This is a genomic window from Cupriavidus sp. P-10 (genome assembly GCF_003402535.2).
GTDB lineage: Bacteria > Pseudomonadota > Gammaproteobacteria > Burkholderiales > Burkholderiaceae > Cupriavidus.
This window is the reverse complement of sequence record NZ_AP025171.1, coordinates 26,878-42,866: the sequence shown is the minus strand read 5'-3', so window position 1 is coordinate 42,866 and position 15,989 is coordinate 26,878. Positions and strand designations below refer to the sequence as shown.

General features: G+C 67.7%; 13 protein-coding genes. 7 read left to right on the top strand and 6 right to left on the bottom strand.

The window, feature by feature from the left end; all coding sequences use genetic code 11:
• Positions 1-35 precede the first annotated feature (35 nt).
• The 5 genes from CTP10_RS17345 to CTP10_RS17325 form a co-directional block, all read right to left on the bottom strand.
• Positions 36-1,115: a GNAT family N-acetyltransferase gene (locus tag CTP10_RS17345; RefSeq protein WP_271815862.1), complete on the bottom strand. Its 1,080-nt coding sequence runs from the start codon at positions 1,113-1,115 to the stop codon at positions 36-38.
• Positions 1,112-2,152 (bottom strand): hypothetical protein, encoded by a 1,041-nt coding sequence (locus CTP10_RS17340; protein ID WP_116319241.1) that lies wholly within the window; start codon positions 2,150-2,152, stop codon positions 1,112-1,114. The genes CTP10_RS17345 and CTP10_RS17340 overlap by 4 nt, the downstream gene beginning before the upstream one ends.
• Before the next feature lie 102 nt (positions 2,153-2,254).
• Positions 2,255-2,923: a phosphatase gene (locus CTP10_RS17335; RefSeq protein WP_233528107.1), complete on the bottom strand. Its 669-nt coding sequence runs from the start codon at positions 2,921-2,923 to the stop codon at positions 2,255-2,257.
• Positions 2,923-4,107, bottom strand: a complete 1,185-nt coding sequence (locus tag CTP10_RS17330) for a DegT/DnrJ/EryC1/StrS family aminotransferase (RefSeq protein ID WP_116319240.1) — start codon at positions 4,105-4,107, stop codon at positions 2,923-2,925. Before CTP10_RS17330 ends, CTP10_RS17335 begins: the two co-directional genes overlap by 1 nt.
• Before the next feature lie 37 nt (positions 4,108-4,144).
• Positions 4,145-4,744: a sugar transferase gene (locus CTP10_RS17325; RefSeq protein WP_116319238.1), complete on the bottom strand. Its 600-nt coding sequence runs from the start codon at positions 4,742-4,744 to the stop codon at positions 4,145-4,147.
• A gap of 195 nt (positions 4,745-4,939) precedes the next feature.
• Between CTP10_RS17325 and CTP10_RS17320 the strand changes: the two genes are divergently transcribed.
• The 7 genes from CTP10_RS17320 (at position 4,940) to CTP10_RS17290 (ending at position 14,269) form a co-directional block, all read left to right on the top strand.
• On the top strand, positions 4,940-6,202 hold the full coding sequence (locus CTP10_RS17320; protein WP_233528106.1) for a glycosyltransferase: 1,263 nt from the start codon (positions 4,940-4,942) through the stop codon (positions 6,200-6,202).
• 34 nt (positions 6,203-6,236) lie between these two features.
• The gene (locus tag CTP10_RS17315) at positions 6,237-7,412 is read left to right on the top strand and encodes a glycosyltransferase (RefSeq protein ID WP_233528105.1); all 1,176 of its coding nucleotides are present in this window, start codon (positions 6,237-6,239) and stop codon (positions 7,410-7,412) included.
• Positions 7,390-8,553: a glycosyltransferase family 4 protein gene (locus CTP10_RS17310; RefSeq protein ID WP_116319232.1), complete on the top strand. Its 1,164-nt coding sequence runs from the start codon at positions 7,390-7,392 to the stop codon at positions 8,551-8,553. Before CTP10_RS17315 ends, CTP10_RS17310 begins: the two co-directional genes overlap by 23 nt.
• Positions 8,554-8,702: 149 nt before the next feature.
• Positions 8,703-9,980 carry a Vi polysaccharide biosynthesis UDP-N-acetylglucosamine C-6 dehydrogenase TviB gene (gene tviB, locus CTP10_RS17305; protein ID WP_116319230.1) on the top strand — a complete coding sequence of 426 codons (1,278 nt, stop codon included), beginning with the start codon at positions 8,703-8,705 and terminating at the stop codon, positions 9,978-9,980.
• Positions 9,981-10,026: 46 nt separating this feature from the next.
• A complete protein-coding gene (locus CTP10_RS17300) occupies positions 10,027-11,112 on the top strand; it encodes an NAD-dependent epimerase/dehydratase family protein (RefSeq protein ID WP_116319344.1) in 1,086 nt (361 codons plus the stop codon).
• Between the two features lie 19 nt (positions 11,113-11,131).
• Positions 11,132-13,138, top strand: a complete 2,007-nt coding sequence (gene asnB, locus CTP10_RS17295) for an asparagine synthase (glutamine-hydrolyzing) (protein ID WP_116319228.1) — start codon at positions 11,132-11,134, stop codon at positions 13,136-13,138.
• Between the two features lie 12 nt (positions 13,139-13,150).
• A complete protein-coding gene (locus CTP10_RS17290) occupies positions 13,151-14,269 on the top strand; it encodes a glycosyltransferase family 4 protein (RefSeq protein WP_116319226.1) in 1,119 nt (372 codons plus the stop codon).
• Here the strand turns inward: CTP10_RS17290 and CTP10_RS17285 are convergent.
• Positions 14,232-15,788 carry a glucosamine inositolphosphorylceramide transferase family protein gene (locus tag CTP10_RS17285; protein WP_233528104.1) on the bottom strand — a complete coding sequence of 519 codons (1,557 nt, stop codon included), beginning with the start codon at positions 15,786-15,788 and terminating at the stop codon, positions 14,232-14,234. The two genes, CTP10_RS17290 and CTP10_RS17285, sit on opposite strands and share 38 nt — an antisense overlap.
• Positions 15,789-15,989: the final 201 nt, after the last annotated feature.

Genomic DNA, 15,989 nt, shown 5'->3' with positions numbered 1-15,989 from the left:
CTCAACGGGCGGCCTTCGCTGCTTATGCCGGAGCGCTAACCGGCCCTCTCTGCCTTATCTGCCTTATCTGCATTGTCTGCCTTATCTGCCTTACGATAAGCCGGGAAAAACCCGCTCAGGTCCTCCAGCACCGAGGGCGTATCGCCGCACAGTGCCTGGTACCGGTCAGGATCCACCACCACGCGCTGCGTGCAGAATACATGGGTGTCCGGCGAGAACCCGCGCTTGAAGCGGAACAGCGAATCCTCCGCCGATCCGCCCAGGCCGCCGCCGAGGTGGTAGTACCGGTGCCCCTGCTCCCGTCCCCACTGCCGGATGGCGTGCAGCATGATCTTGCTGGGCTGCCGGTGCCGGTATCGCGCGTCGATGCCCATCAGGTGGCCTTGCAGGATGCCGCCGTCGCCGGACACCATGACCGTCGCGCCGCCGATGATGACGCCCTCCTCCTCTGCCACGAACAGCCGCAGCCGGTCACCGAGTTCCTGGGCCAGGCTGTAGTGGTAGGCGTCGTCGAAGAAGTAGTAGTCGGACGCGCGCAGCCTGTCCATCGACGCGTTGTAGAGACGGATGAAATGCGGCAGCGTTTCCAGCGTCTCGTCCAGGCGCACCGTGACCCCAGCCCGCATTGCCTTGGAAATCTCCAGCCTGTGCCCGTGCGAGGTGTCCCGCCAGTGCTCGGCCTCGCTCTTGGACAGGTCGATCGAGATCGTCTGGCCATGCTCGATCAGCGTTCCGATGGAACTGCTCCATTGCGCATTGACGATCGGATTCAACCGGATAAAGCACGAGACACACCCCTGCCCGCGCAGCACCTCCATGGCCGCCGCCAAGGCCTCGTCAGCGAACGAGGCCGGGGCGTCGTCGCTGACCAGCGGGCCGGCAAACCCGTAGGGCGAGCTTGCATCCCAGTCCTTGCCGTTGATGTCCCGGTTCAGCAGCGGCAGGAACAGCTCGTGGCTGCCGTCCGTGACGTGGACGGCAAACGGCTTGCCGCCGCCTTCATGCTGCGACGCGCGCAGCCAGCCCGGCATGTGGTGGCTGTCATGCCGGCAACGCTGGAGCACCGCGAGCCATTCGGCGCTGGAAGTCTCCAGCAGATTCGTGTTCATCATCATCGATCCTCGTCGGAAGTATCGGGATTGGCGGCAATGTGCAGGATGATTTCGCCCAGGCGCTCAATGTCGCGCGGGCCGTAGCGATGGTCCGCATGCACCACCAGGATGCGTTCGGACAGCCGGCGGTTGTCCTCGGTGGCGCCGGGCCAGGTCATGGGCCACAGGACCGCCGGGTAGACATCCTTCGCGATCAGCCGTTGCCGGATGCGATCGCGCTGTGGCGCGTCGGCGCACAGCAGGATGCCGTACGCCGGCGTTTCCTGCCATTGCAGGCCGGCGGGCAGGCCGGCCATGCAGGCACCCAGCAGCGCCAGGTTATCGCGCCGCCGCTGCCGCATCCGGCCCAGATCAAGCGCCGGCGCCAGCGCGTGCGTGAGCGCCGAGGGCCCGGAGATTTCGGCATCGGTGCGCAGGGTGGATTCCGCTTCGCCCGCAAGTGCCAGGAAGGTTGCCTTGGCGGCCTGAGCGCCTGCCAGGTAAGCGGCCTTCATCGACATGGCGGCGGCCATGCTGGCGGCGGCGCGCACGTGCCCGGAAGCAGGCGCAAGCACGTGCGTGAACGGCTGCCCGGCCGGCGGCCGCACCAGCCCCCCGTCGGGCACGGGCAAGGTCTTGCGCAGCGACGCGAACACATAGTCCGGCGCACGCGCATACGACCAGTCGGCAAGCAGATCGTGCGAGCGGTCGAGCAGGACGCTGCCGCCCTGCACTTCAACGCCCGCCCGCAGGCCGAAGTATTCGGGAACGATCGCAGCCTCGTCCGACGCCAGCCAGAGCATCATGGGGTCGCCGAACGGCGCGTGCGGATACATGCGGACGTCGATGTCGCCGGCAACGTCGTCCAGTACCGCATGACAGTAGTAGCTCGGCGCGTAGAGCCGCCGCCAGCCGCGCGAGCGTCCCTGCGCCACGATCGCGCGCAGCGCATCGCGCCCGGTGCCGGTCAGCAGGTCGCCCGGGCGCAGCCACGGCACCCCGCCCAGCGGGGCCGCAGGATCGAGGTGAAAGAATGAGCCGAATTCCGAGGCAGGTTTCATGGGTTATCCCGCGTGCTCAATGAGAATTCCGGCCTGAGGGGCATCGGCATCAGCCTGTCGCGGCCGGTACCGGGAGGGCCGACGCCCATGGCACGGCCGGCCTTACGCGCCTCCCGCCTTGAAAAACCCGACGGAGACGACCCGCCGCCCCGTGGCGGGATCGGGGTCGATGCTGCGCCAGTATTCGCCATCAGCGCCGCTCCACGTCATGGCGCGGCTGTGCAGCGCGTCCTGCATGTCTTCAACGGCGTCGCGCGGATCGATCAGCAGCGCCAATGGCAACAGCATGGCCACGGTCGCGCCGGCGTGGTGCCACCGCACCGGCTGCCAGCGCCACAGCGTCAGGCCGGCAACCAAGAGGCCGACACACAGCCCGATCAGCGACTCGCCCACCGTATGGTGGAAATCCGTCACCAGCACCACCGGCATGAACAGCGCCAGCCCCACTCCCGTCGCCAGCCCGAGCCAGGCCGTGTACCTGCCCAGCACGGAGCCCAGCAACATCAGCAGCACGGGATACACCGCGGCTGTCAGCAACGCATGCCCGCTGACGCTGTAGACGCCGATCGACGGGAGCGACCAGCCCGAGTAGCTGAACGCGGACTTGGCCGCCATCACCAGCGCGGCACCGATGCCGAACGATACCGACCAGCGCAACGCGCGCGCGCCCTGGCCTGCCACCGCCAGGCAAACCGCGATCCAGACCGCCAGCGGCAGTGCCAGACGGCTCTCGCCAAAATAGAGGTAATGGTTCCACAGGAAATTCGTCATCAAGCTGCCGCGCGCGTCGCCTGCTCCATCACGCTGCGCACCACCTGCCCGGTCTTGTGCACTTCCTCTTGCGTCAGCGTGGGATGCACTAGGAACATCAGGCTGGTTTCGCCCAGCGCCCGCGCCACCGGCAAGCGTGCGGCCGGACGCCATCCGGTTCCGTCAAACGCCTTTTCCAGGTAGACCTCGGCACAGCCGCCCGTATAGCAAGGCACCCCCGCCGCGTTGATGGCAGCCATGATGCTGTCGCGGCTCCAGCCTTCGGCGAGGCGTTGCGGCTGCACGAACGCATGGAACTTGTACCAGGCATGCTCCACGCCAGCAGGCGGCAACGGCACGTACAGGCCGTTGCATGCGCCAAGCGCGTCTGCCAGTGCCATCGCGTTGGCGGTACGCCGGGCGTGCCAGTCCGCCATGCGCCGCAGCTGGATGCGGCCGATCGCGGCCTGCATCTCGGTCATGCGCCAGTTCGTGCCGAAAGAGTCGTGCACCCAGCGGTAGCCCGGCGGATGCGCCCGGTCATACATGGCCTCCCAGCTCTTGCCGTGATCCTTGTACGACCACATGCGCGACCACAGCGCGGGATCGTTGGTGGTGACCATGCCTCCCTCGCCCCCGGTGGTCATGATCTTGTCCTGGCAGAAGGACCAGGCGCCGACATCGCCGATGGTGCCAACCATGCGTCCCTTGTAGGCGGCCCCGTGCGCCTGCGCGCAATCTTCGATCACCTTGAACCCGTGCTCGCGTGCCAGCGCCATGATGGGGTCCATGTCGCATGGCAAGCCCGCCAGGTGCACGCAGATGACGGCGCGCGTGCGCGGCGTCAGCACGGCGGCGATGGTTCGGGCGCTGAGGTTGCCGCTGTCGGCATCGACGTCCGCAAACACAGGCGTCGCCCCCGCGTTGACCACGCAGGATGCGCTGGCCAGGAAGGTACGGGGCGCCACAACCACCTCGTCGCCCGGCCCGATATCCAGCGCGCGCAGCGCCACATCGAGCGCCAGCGTGCCGTTTGCCAGCGTGATGGCGTGCGCGGCGCCACACCAGGCCGCGAACTCCGATTCGAAGTCGCGGCACTCGGTGCCGGTCCAGTAGTTGACACGGTTCGAGAGCAGCACGCGCTGCACTGCCTGCGCTTCCTCCTGGCTGAAGCTCGGCCAGGGTGAGAATCCGGAATTGAGCATCGCCGATTTCCAAGGTTTGCGTTGCGGGGCACGGTGCCTATGGCGTCTTCTCGCTCCCGCAGAAGCGGGTCGCCGAGACTTCGCCTTCAGCGCTGATGTCCTCCTTGGCAAGCACCGTGCCGATCGTGCGCCACAGGATTCTGAGATCCAGCCAGGTCGACTGGTGATCGACGTACCAGACGTCCAGCCGGAATTTCTCCTCCCAACTCAGTGAATTGCGCCCGTTGACCTGGGCCCAACCCGTGATGCCCGGCTTGACGGCCAGCCGCCGCGCCTGCTCCGCGGAATAAAGCGGCAGGTAGAACGTAGGCAGCGGGCGCGGCCCGACCAGGCTCATCTCTCCCTTCAGCACGCACCAGAGCTCGGGGAGCTCGTCGATGCTGGTGCGCCGGATCACCCAGCCGAAGGGCGTGATGCGTTCGGCGTCAGGCAGCAGCTCGCCATCCGCGCCGCGCTCGTCCGTCATGGTGCGGAACTTGATGACTTCAAAGGGCTTGCCATCGAGGCCGGCCCGCGTCTGCCGAAAGAAGACCGGACTGCCAAGCTTGAAGCGCACCAGGCCCATCACGACCAGAAGAGGAAGCGCCAGCACCAGCAGCGCCACAGACGCGAGCACGACATCAAGAACACGCTTCATGATCCTTTCCCACTTCTGAACTGTATCGGGAGATATCTAATCGGATTCGTCCGTCCCTGTGAAGCGCCCAGGGCCGTCGGAACGTGGCTTGCACCACAATCTTCCGACGGTCGTCTGCGTGGGTTCGGCAGCGAACAGATGCGGGCACTGCGGTGCGATAGGGTGCGTGCGCCAGATCATGCCGCGGGAGGCACAATGGAGCAGCGTCAACACGGGGAGCACAGCGGATCGATGCGGATCATGCTGCTCGTCACCTGCCTGCAGCTTGGCGGCGCGGAGCAGCAAGTGGCGGCGCTCGCGCGCGAGTACGTGGCGCTGGGTCACCGGGTATCGGTGGTCAGCCTGTTGCCAGGCAACGAGGTAACGCTGCCCGATGGCGTCGAAACCGTGATGCTGTCGATGCGCAAGACGCCGCAGACATTGCTGGCCGCGCTCATGCGGGTGCGCCGCTTCGTGCTGCAATGGCGCCCGGATGTCGTCCACGCCCACATGATCCACGCCAACCTGTTCGCCCGCATGCTGACGCGCGTGTGCCCGGTCCCGGCCACGATCTGCACCGCGCACAGCGTGTTCCAGGGCGGCGCGCTGCGCATGCTGGCCTACCGCCTTACCGATCGATGGAGCGATCTCAGCACCCACGTCAGCGCCGAGGGCCGCCAGATCATGATCGAGTCCCGCGCGGCGCCCGAGCAACGGATCATCGTCGTCCCCAACGGCATCGACACGGCTATCTACCGCCCGGATATGCAAACCCGTTCCGTCGCGCGGGCCGCGCTCGGGCTGCATGGCGACGATCGGCTCATCCTCAACGTGGGACGGCTCGTCTGGGAAAAGGCGCAGACGGACCTGATCGATGCCTTTGCGCAACTGTCCCCGGCGCCCGGCACGGTGCTGATGATCGCCGGCGACGGCCCGCTGCGCGACACGCTGGCGCAGTGCATTGCCGGACATGGTCTGGACGGTCGGGTGCGCCTGCTGGGCAGGCGGCAGGACGTGCCGTCGCTGTTGAACGCAGCGGACCTGTTCGTGCTGTCGTCACAGGTCGAAGGGATGCCGCTGGTGGTGGGCGAAGCACTGGCGTGCGGCTGCCCGGTCGTGGCCACGGACGCCTCCGGCGTGACGCCGATGGTGGACGGCGTTGGCACCGTCGTGCCGCGCGGCGATCCGCCGGCACTGGCGCGAGCCATGGGTGACGCGCTCGCGCGAGGACGCGGTGCGGCCGCGGACGAAGCGGCGCGGCATCGGCACATCGATTCCGCCTTCAGCATCGAGGCCGTCGCCCGCACCTGGCTGCGACTGTATGCGGACTGCAGCCGCACCGGCGCGGCATTCCACCTGGCGTCCCCGCTGCCACTGCGCACGGACCGTGATCCGGCAGGTTCCGCGGGCCTGCGCAGCGCCGGGCGAGCCTTGCGTTCGACGCCGAACGGATGCTGCGGTGCGGGTGCGGTAGCGTAACCGGAACTGCACAAACCCTCCCGCCGGAGTCCTGATGGACCAGAGTCAAAACGGAAGCGCCGCCATACCGATGCGAATCATGCTGCTGATTACCTGCATGCAGCTGGGCGGCGCTGAGCAGCAAGTGGCCGCGCTCGCGACGCAATACCGCTCGCTGGGACACGCTGTCTCTGTGGTTAGCCTGATGCCGGGCTGCGAGCTGACCCTCCCGGAAGGCATCGAAATCCTGATGCTGAACATGCGCAAGACGCCAGCGGCGTTGCTGTCCACGCTAATGCAGATCCGTCGGTTCGTGCTGCGCTGGCGCCCCGACGTCGTCCATTCCCATCTGGTTCATGCCAACCTGATGGCACGCTTGCTGACGCGCGTGTGCACGGTCCCGGCAACGATCTGCACGGCACACAACTACTTCGAGGGCGGGACGTTGCGCATGCTGGCGTATCGACTCACCGACCGCTGCGCCGATCTCACCACCCAGGTCAGCGAAGAGGGCCGGCAGCGCATGATCGACGTGCGCGCGGCCCCCGCGTCGCGCATCATCTACGTGCCCAACGGCTTTGATACGACCCGCTACCGGCCCAGCGCCGGGCTGCGCGCCGCCACCCGTGCCGAGCTCGGGCTGCGCCCGGACGACCGGCTCATCCTCAACGTGGGCCGGCTGGTACCGGACAAGGCGCAGACCGCCCTGATCGATGCCTTCGCGCAGGCATCCCTCGGAGACCGCACCGTCCTGATGATCGCCGGCGAAGGGCCGCAGCGCGATGCACTGACGCAGCGCATCGAGCAGCACGGGCTGACCGGACGCGTGATCCTCCTTGGCAAGCGGATGGACGTGCCAGCACTGCTGAATGCGGCAGACCTGTTCGTGCTGTCCTCCCTGATCGAAGGCATGCCGCTGGTGGTGGGAGAGGCGCTGGCGAGCGGCTGCCCGGTGGTCGCCACGGATGCCTCGGGTGTTCCCGCCATGGTCCGCGGTATCGGCACGCTGGTTCCCCGTGGAGACACGCCGGCGCTGGCACGAGCCATGCGCGACGCCGTCTCGCAAGGCCGGGGAGATATTGCCGACGAGGCGGCACGGCACAAGCACATCGCGACCAAGTTCAATATCGAGCTCATCGCGCGCGATTGGCTGCGCCTGTACGGCAGGTATGCACGCGCCAGCGCGCCGGCACAAATGGAGGCCCCCGATGCCGCCGCGCACTACCGCTAAGGCCGGCCGGCAGCCGCAGGCCGGCGCGACGCAAGGGCCGGCGATCTGCTTCCTGACCGGAACGCTGAACGTATTCGGCGGCGCCGAGCGCATGACGGCCACGGTGGCGAACGAGCTGGCCCGGCGCGGGCACCGTATCCACATCCTCAGCCTGAGCGATCCCCGCAGTTGCTTCCCGCTCGACCCCGCGGTCCGGCATGAGGCGCTGTTCGACGAATGTCCCTCCTTCCGCACCCACTTCCTGCACACCGTAGCCGGCATTCGCCGCTATGTCAGGCAGCATGGGATTACCTTGCTGGTGGAAGTCGACCCGCTGCTGACCCTGTTCACACTGCCGGCATGCCTGGGACTTGGCGTACGCCGCATTGCCTGGGAGCACTGCAATCTCGACCAGGACCTGGGGCTGCCGTTGCGCCGCCTTGCGCGCCGCCTGAGCGCACGCACTTGCCGGCGGATCGTGGTGCTGACCGAACTGGACCGCGAGAAATGGGTACGCAGCCTGCGCTGCAGCAACGTCGAGGTCATCCCCAACTCGCTGCCGATTCCCCTTCCCGCCCAGCCGGCCGCACGCACGTCGCGCACTGCCATCGCCGTGGGGCGCCTGACCGACGTCAAGGGCTTCGACGTGCTGCTGCAGGCATGGGTGCCCATCGCCACGGCCTTTCCCGACTGGACGTTGCGAATCGTGGGCAGCGGCGAACTGCTGGCCTCGCTGACCCAGCTGCGCGACCGGCTCGGCCTGCGGGAATGCGTGCGCCTCGAACCGGCGCGCAGCGATATCGAATCGGTGTACCGCGACGCTGCCATGTTGTGCCTCAGCTCCCGGTATGAAGGCTTCTCGCTGGTGCTGGTGGAGGCGATGGCGTACGGCCTGCCGATCGTCGCCACCAACTGCGAGACCGGCGTCAGGGCGCTGCTCACCCACGGCGAAAACGCCCGGCTCAGCCCGGTCGACGATCCCGCCGCGCTGGCGCGCGAGATCGCGGCGGTGATCGCCAGTCCCGAGCTTGCCGCTCGGCTGGCCGATGCCGGCCGCCGGAACGTACACAAGTTCGCGCCGGGCGAGATCGCCATGCGCTGGGAACAGCTGCTGTCCCGCATCTCGGGGGAAACAGGCACGAAGGAAATCGGCGTGGCATGACGCGGGCTGCGACCGCCGCGCGGGTGCGGGATTGTGTACGCCAAGACACGAACCCCCGCGCACGGCGTGCTTCCTGCGCATGATAATTTTCACGAGCCTGGCTTTCCATGCCCCTCCGACAGGCTCGTAAAACACGGAAGATCACTGTCATGGACTTCAGTCACGCACAAGTCGCCATCATTGGGCTGGGCTATGTCGGCCTGCCGCTCGCGGTGGAGTTCGGCAAGCAGCAGCCAGTCGTGGGCTTCGATATCAATACCGCGCGCATCGAAGAGCTGAGCTCCGGCCATGACGCCACGCTGGAGGTCAGTGCGGACGAACTGCGCGGCGCACGACACCTGCGCTACAGCAGCGATCCCGACGCACTGAAGGATTGCCAGGTCTTTATCGTGACCGTGCCCACGCCAGTGGACCGGGCCAAGCGCCCCGACCTGACACCGCTGATCCTGGCGAGCGAGACCGTGGGCAAGGCGATGGCGGCGGGCGCCGTGGTGATCTACGAATCGACCGTGTATCCGGGCGCTACCGAAGAAATCTGCGTGCCGGTGCTGGAGCGGCACAGCGGCCTGAAATTCAATGAAGACTTCTTCTGCGGCTACAGCCCGGAGCGCATCAACCCCGGCGACAAGGAGCACCGCTTGCCGGATATCCGCAAGGTCACCAGCGGCAGCACGCCCGAGGTCAGCGAAGCCATCGACGCGCTCTACCGGAAGATCATCGTGGCCGGCACGCACCGGGCCAGCAGCATCCGCGTGGCGGAAGCCGCGAAAGTCATCGAGAACACCCAGCGCGACGTGAACATCGCACTGATGAACGAACTCAGCCTGCTGTTCCACAAGCTGGATATCGACACGCTCGAAGTGCTCAAGGCCGCCGGCACCAAGTGGAACTTCCTGCCGTTCCGCCCGGGCCTGGTCGGCGGGCACTGCATCGGCGTCGACCCCTACTATCTCACGCACAAGGCGCAGGAGGTCGGCTACCACCCGCAGGTCATCCTTGCCGGCCGGCGCATCAACGACCGCATGGCGATCCATGTCGCCGACGAGGTGGTGAAGCTGATGCTGCGCCGGGGCATTCCGGTGCTCGGCAGCCGCGTGCTGGTGCTCGGCCTGACGTTCAAGGAAAACTGCCCGGACGTGCGCAACACCAAGGCCGTGGACATCGTGACGACGCTGCGCGGCTACAACGCCGAGATCGACATCTACGACCCCTGGATCAATGTCGAGGACGCCGAGGCAGAGTACGGGCTGGCATGCCTGCGCCACCCCCCGCGGCACGACCACTACGATGCCATCGTGCTGGCCGTCGCGCACCACCAGTTCGTCACCATGGGCGTGCGGGCGATCAAGTCCTTCGGCAAGGAGCACGCGGTGCTGTTCGACGTGAAGGGCATCCTGCCGCGCAGCGAGGTCGACGGACGCCTCTAGTCACGCACGCAAGCCCACCGGAACCCGCGCCATGGAAGCACAGAACATGCACGAGACCGCCTACGCGCACCTCAAGGCCCGCCTGGCCGCCACGCCGCGCACGTGGCTCATTACCGGCGTCGCCGGATTCATCGGCAGCAACCTGCTGGAAGCCCTGTTGCGGCTTGACCAGCGCGTGGTCGGCCTGGACAATTTTTCCACCGGGCACCGCCGCAACCTGTGCGAGGTCGAGTCGCTGGTGCCGCCCAGGCAGTGGGCCAATTTCCAGTTCATCGAGGGCGACATCCGCAACCCCGACCACTGCCGCAACGCCATGCTGTTCAGTGCGCCGGCGCGCGCGGGCACGCCCGCCGGCCTGCATCCCGTGGATTTCGTGCTGCACCAGGCGGCGCTCGGCTCCGTGCCCCGCAGCCTGGAGGATCCGGTCTCGACCCACAGCGTGAATATCACCGGCTTCCTGAACATGCTGGTCGCCGCCCGCGACGCGCAGGTCAAGACCTTCGTCTACGCGGCCAGCAGCAGCACCTACGGCGACCATCCGGGCCTGCCCAAGGTGGAAGACCTGATCGGCAAGCCGTTGAGCCCCTACGCGGTCACCAAGTACGCCAACGAGCTGTATGCCGACGTCTTCCACCGCTGCTACGGCGTGCATGCCGTCGGCCTGCGCTATTTCAACGTGTTCGGCCCGCGCCAGGATCCGAACGGTGCCTACGCGGCCGTGATTCCGAAGTGGATTGCGGCCCTGCTGCGGCGCGAGGCCGTCTGCATCAACGGTGACGGCGAGACCAGCCGCGACTTCTGCTACGTCGCGAACGCCGTGCAGGTCAACCTTTTGGCCGCAACCAGCGAACACCGCGAGGCGGCCAGCCAGGTCTACAACGTCGCGGTCGGCGATCGCACCACGCTCACTACGCTGTTCGAGCTGCTGCGCGACGGGCTGCTGCCCTATGGCGTTGCCGCCAGTACCGAGCCGGTCTATCGCGGCTTCCGGGCGGGCGACGTGCGCCACAGCCAGGCCGACATCAGCAAGGCGCAGAGCCTGCTGGGATACGAGCCCACGCACCGCATCCGCGACGGGCTGGCCGAAGCGATGCGTTGGTACGTGCAGATGCAGCAGGCACTGAAGGCCTGAGCACAACCGGAATACGACAATGTGCGGACTCGCAGGATTTCTCGGCGGCTTACCCACTCCCCTGGCCGACCGGGCGGCCCTGCTGGCCGCGATGGCCAGGCAGATCCGCCATCGCGGACCGGACCACGGCGACACCTGGTGCGATCCGGACAAGCCGTTCGGCCTGGCGCACCGGCGCCTGGCCATCGTCGATCTTTCCGCGGCCGGGCAGCAGCCGATGACGGCAGCCAGCGGCCGCTATGTGATCGCGTACAACGGCGAGATCTACAACCACCTGGATATCCGCGCCGAACTGGAGCGTACGGGGGCCGCGCCGCGGTGGCGGGGCCACTCCGACACCGAAACGCTGCTTGCCGGCATCGACGCGTGGGGCGCCGATGCCACCGTCAGGCGTGCGCAGGGCATGTTCGCGTTCGCGTTGTGGGACCGGCAGACGGGCACCCTGACACTGGCGCGCGACCGCCTCGGCGAGAAGCCGCTCTACTACGGCTGGCAGGGGACAGGCCAGGCCCGTACCTTCCTGTTCGGCTCGGAACTGAAGGCGCTGCGGCGCCATCCGGCATTCGAGGGCGGCATCAACCGCGACGCGCTGTGCCTGTTCATGCGCCACAACAATGTGGCCGGCAGCCATTCGATCTACCAGAACGTCGCCAAGCTGCCGCCGGCGCATCTGCTGACGGTCTCGCTGCGGGCCCCTGAGCCCGTGCTGCGCCCCTACTGGTCGGGCGCCGCGGCGGCGCTTGATGGCGTGCGGGATCCGTTCACCGGCACCCCCGAGGAGGCCGTGGACAGCCTGGAGACGCTGCTGCGCGAGGCGGTGGGCCGCCAGATGATGGCAGACGTGCCGCTCGGTGCCTTCCTGTCAGGTGGCGTCGATTCGTCGACGGTGGTGGCGCTGATGCAGGCGCAATCGTCGCAGCCGGTCCGCACCTTCTCCATCGGCTTCCACAATTCGGACTACAGCGAGGCCGCGTACGCCAAGGCGGTCGCGCAGCATCTCGGAACCAGCCACACGGAGCTATACGTCACGCCGGAACATGCGATGGCGGTGATCCCGGAATTGCCCGGCAGCTACGACGAGCCGTTCGCCGACTCCTCGCAGATCCCGACGCTGCTGGTCAGCCAGCTGGCGCGGCGCCATGTCACGGTGTCGCTGTCCGGCGACGCCGGCGACGAGCTGTTCGGCGGCTACAACCGCTACCAGATCACTGCCGAGCTGTGGCAACGGCTGTCGCGCATCCCCTCCCCGATGCGCGCCGCCGCGGCATGGGGACTGACGCGCTTCTCGCCGCAGCGCATCGACCAGCTCGCCGCCACGCTCCCCGTCGCCTCACGCTGGAACAATCTCGGCGAGAAGGTCCACAAGGGAGCCGGCGTCATGGCCGCGCGCTCGTCGGCCGAGCTGTATCGTGGCATGGTGTCCCACTGGCACCACCCGGAGACGCTTGTCATCGGCGGCACCGAGCCGGACACGGTGCTGGGCGCCCTGCAGCCCCTCGGCGCCCTGACCGATGTGGAGCGCATGATGGCGCTGGACATGCTGGGCTACCTGCCCAACGACATCCTGACCAAGGTCGACCGCGCGGCCATGCGGCACAGCCTGGAGACACGCATACCATTCCTGGATCACCGTGTGGTCGAGTTCGCCTGGCGCCTGCCGCTGGCCTGCAAGGTGCGCAAGGAAGCCGGCGGCTACACGACCAAATGGGTGCTGCGCCAGGTACTCGACCGCTATGTACCCAGGACGCTGATCGAGCGGCCGAAGATGGGTTTCGGCATCCCGATCGACGCATGGCTGCGCGGACCGTTGCGCCCCTGGGCCGAGGACCTGCTCGACGAGCGGCGCCTGCGCCAGCAGGGCTTCCTGAATCCGGAACCGATCCGCAGCCGCTGGGCCGAGCATCTGTCCGGGCGGCGCAACTGGCAGCATCCGCTGTGGTGCGTGCTGATGTTCCAGGCCTGGCTGGCGCACGAGCGCGCACAGCAGCCAATCATTGAAGACCAGGCCTGCGAGGCCATTGCTTAGCGGGAGACCGGCATGCGCTTCCTGATGATCGCCAGCTTCGGCGAGTCACTGCTCAATTTTCGCGGTCCGCTCATCGCTGCCTTGCAGGAAAAGGGCGTGGAAATGCATGTGGCGGCGCCGGGCCTGCCCGCGGGAGCGCCGGTGCGCACCGCGCTGGAGTCGCGCGGCGTGATCGTGCATGACGTCGCCCTCGAACGTACCGGCATGAACCCGCTGGCCGATGCGCGCTCGCTGCTCGGGCTGCATCGCCTGATGCGGCGGGTCCGGCCCGACAGCGTGATGTGCTACACCATCAAGCCGGTGATCTATGGCTTGCTGGCCGCCTGGCTGGCGCGTGTGCCGCGCCGCTTTGCGCTGATTACCGGGCTTGGCTACGCGTTCCGCGAGGACAGCGGCAGAAGCAGGCTGCGGGCGGTGGTGCAGCGGCTCTATGCGCTGGCCCTCGGCCGCGCGCATACGACCTTTTTCCAGAACCCCGACGACGAGGCGCTGTTCCGCCGGCTGGACATCCTGCCGGCTGGCGGGCGTTCGTGCATCGTCAATGGCTCCGGCGTGGACGTCGGCAGCTTCCAGGTGGCCCCCCTGCCCGACGACGGCCCGCGCTTCCTGCTGATCGCGCGGCTGCTTGGCGACAAGGGCGTGCGCGAATATGCCGAGGCCGCGCGGCGGGTTCGGGCCCGCCGCGCCGGCGCACGCTTCAGCCTGGCGGGCTTTATCGATGCCAGTCCCGATGCCATCGCCCAGCACGAGCTGGACGCGTGGATCGCGGACGGCACCGTCGACTATCTCGGGCGCCTGTCGGATGTCCGGCCCGCCATTGCCGGCTGCAACGTCTATGTGCTGCCCTCGTACGGCGAAGGCACGCCGCGCTCCGTGCTCGAAGCGATGGCAATGGGCCGCCCGGTCATCACCACGGACGCCCCAGGCTGCCGCGAAACCGTGGTCGACGGCGACAACGGCGTGCTGGTCCCGGTCAAGTCCGTCGGCGCGCTGGAGCAGGCCATGATGCAGCTGATCGAGGACTGGGAGCGCGTCGTGCGCATGGGCCAACGGTCCCGCCAGATCGCCGAGACCAAGTACGACGTGCACAAGGTCAACGCCGTGATGCTTCGCGAGATGGGCTTCGAGTAGGCGCCGGCAGGCGCAAGGCACGGCTGGCACGGGTCACGATCCGGTGCCAGAGCGAGCCTGCGTGGAACAGGTAGCGCTTGCCATCGACCACGACGCGGTCGCCCCAGTCTGACATGGTATGCAGGCCATCCGGGTTGAGGCGATCGCCCTTGGGGCTGACGCATCCCACGGTCTCTTCCCGATAGAACTCCGGCGTGCAATGCACGATGCGGTTGACCGCGATGGCCTGCCCGTAGCCGCTCTCGCACACCTGCGCCACGCGCAACAGCTGGCCGCCATCGCGCACGACCGAGCCGGCCGCGCGCGCCGAACCGTTGTCGAACCTGACCGGGTTCTGCGCGTGCGGCTGCCATGGCCCGAGCAGGCTGTCGGCATAGCACAGGCAGACGTTGTCGAACTGCCCCATGGCGACATCGGTGTAGAGCAGCCAGAAGCGGCCGTCATGCTCGAAGATGGTCGGGTCGACCGCCTCGACGTCTTCCAGCAGCACGGCGACCTGCTGCCAGCCGCCTGCCTCGTCCTGGCGGTTCAGCACGCAGCGCCGGCTTTGCGATGACTCGGCCACGCAATACAGCGCGCTGTCGTGGCGGAACAGGTACGGAAACGACAGATGCCCCGGCAGCCCCAGGTCGACCTGCCCGGCGCCGGACGGCACGTCATGCGCGTCCAGTTTCAGCCTGATGATGCGGCCGAGGCCCTGCCGCAGGTCGACTTCTTCGCAATAGATTTCGTCCCGCCTGCCTGGCACGCCAAAGGGATCGGCCCAGCAATGCGAAAACATGCGGGTGCCGAGCCAGCGCACCGGCAGCCGCTGCGCGCGCACGGCCTCGGCAAACGTCATGTCGACCAGCCCGACCATCCAGTGCTCGACCAGCACGAACCCCTTGAACTGGATCGCGGCGTGCGCCGCGAGCGCACGCGTGCGCCAGATCAGGCGCTGCCATGCGGTGGGGTCCACGCGGCGACCCTGCCACGCCGCGCGCCCTGCGAGGCTGCCCAGGGCTCGGATCTCGCGCAGCGCGCCGTCGAGCAACGACGCGCCCATGATGGCAAGGCGTTCGCGCGGAACCGTCTCGCAGGGTTCGGCGTAGCCACGGGCCGTGTCGACCAGGAACACGCCGGAGTCCTTCCAGGCCACGAGCTCCAGCACGATGCCGGCGCCGTTGGCGTGCGTCTCCAGGCCGTGGTGCGGATGTCCCAGGGGGAGCCCGCGCCGGTCGCAAAGGCGCCACACGCCCTCCACGGCGTGGCCGTGCCAGCCCGGATCGAGTTCGCCGGTAAGGTCGACGACCGCCGTCACCGGCCCGCCCATCTGCTGCGCATGCGTGCCATCGCCGGGCTTGCCGGGCATGCCGGGCATGCGCATGGCATCCAACGCGCGCACGACGATGCGGCTGGCGCCCGAATCCCGCAGGCGCTGTATGACAGATGCCTCCCAGCTTGCGGGCGCGTGCGCAGTCACCACGATCACGACGACCGGGCCCTGCGGCGCGGCGGCCTCCGGAAACCGACAGGACATCTCTCCCCCTTGGCGATTGGGCGCAACGCCACCTGACCTGTATTTAGCACCACCATCCACGGCGCGGACAGTAGCCTTAGGGCGTAGCCGCCTTCATGCTTCGGTAGGTAGGTAGGAGGCCACCCGGAGGCCAGTCGTGGCGCCCCGCTGTTTCAAAGTCGACGTATGTGTGGCCCCGTACGGATACCCCGTTTGCGTCGA

Coding starts and splice junctions, on each gene's coding strand:
- CTP10_RS17300 (WP_116319344.1), top strand. CDS start 10,027: ATGCACGAGACCGCCTACGCGCACCTCAAGGCCCGCCTGGCCGCCACG.
- asnB (WP_116319228.1), top strand. CDS start 11,132: ATGTGCGGACTCGCAGGATTTCTCGGCGGCTTACCCACTCCCCTGGCC.
- CTP10_RS17325 (WP_116319238.1), bottom strand. CDS start 4,744: ATGAAGCGTGTTCTTGATGTCGTGCTCGCGTCTGTGGCGCTGCTGGTG.
- CTP10_RS17330 (WP_116319240.1), bottom strand. CDS start 4,107: ATGCTCAATTCCGGATTCTCACCCTGGCCGAGCTTCAGCCAGGAGGAA.
- CTP10_RS17335 (WP_233528107.1), bottom strand. CDS start 2,923: ATGACGAATTTCCTGTGGAACCATTACCTCTATTTTGGCGAGAGCCGT.
- CTP10_RS17340 (WP_116319241.1), bottom strand. CDS start 2,152: ATGAAACCTGCCTCGGAATTCGGCTCATTCTTTCACCTCGATCCTGCG.
- CTP10_RS17285 (WP_233528104.1), bottom strand. CDS start 15,788: ATGTCCTGTCGGTTTCCGGAGGCCGCCGCGCCGCAGGGCCCGGTCGTC.
- CTP10_RS17315 (WP_233528105.1), top strand. CDS start 6,237: ATGGACCAGAGTCAAAACGGAAGCGCCGCCATACCGATGCGAATCATG.
- CTP10_RS17345 (WP_271815862.1), bottom strand. CDS start 1,115: ATGATGATGAACACGAATCTGCTGGAGACTTCCAGCGCCGAATGGCTC.
- CTP10_RS17310 (WP_116319232.1), top strand. CDS start 7,390: ATGCCGCCGCGCACTACCGCTAAGGCCGGCCGGCAGCCGCAGGCCGGC.
- tviB (WP_116319230.1), top strand. CDS start 8,703: ATGGACTTCAGTCACGCACAAGTCGCCATCATTGGGCTGGGCTATGTC.
- CTP10_RS17290 (WP_116319226.1), top strand. CDS start 13,151: ATGCGCTTCCTGATGATCGCCAGCTTCGGCGAGTCACTGCTCAATTTT.
- CTP10_RS17320 (WP_233528106.1), top strand. CDS start 4,940: ATGGAGCAGCGTCAACACGGGGAGCACAGCGGATCGATGCGGATCATG.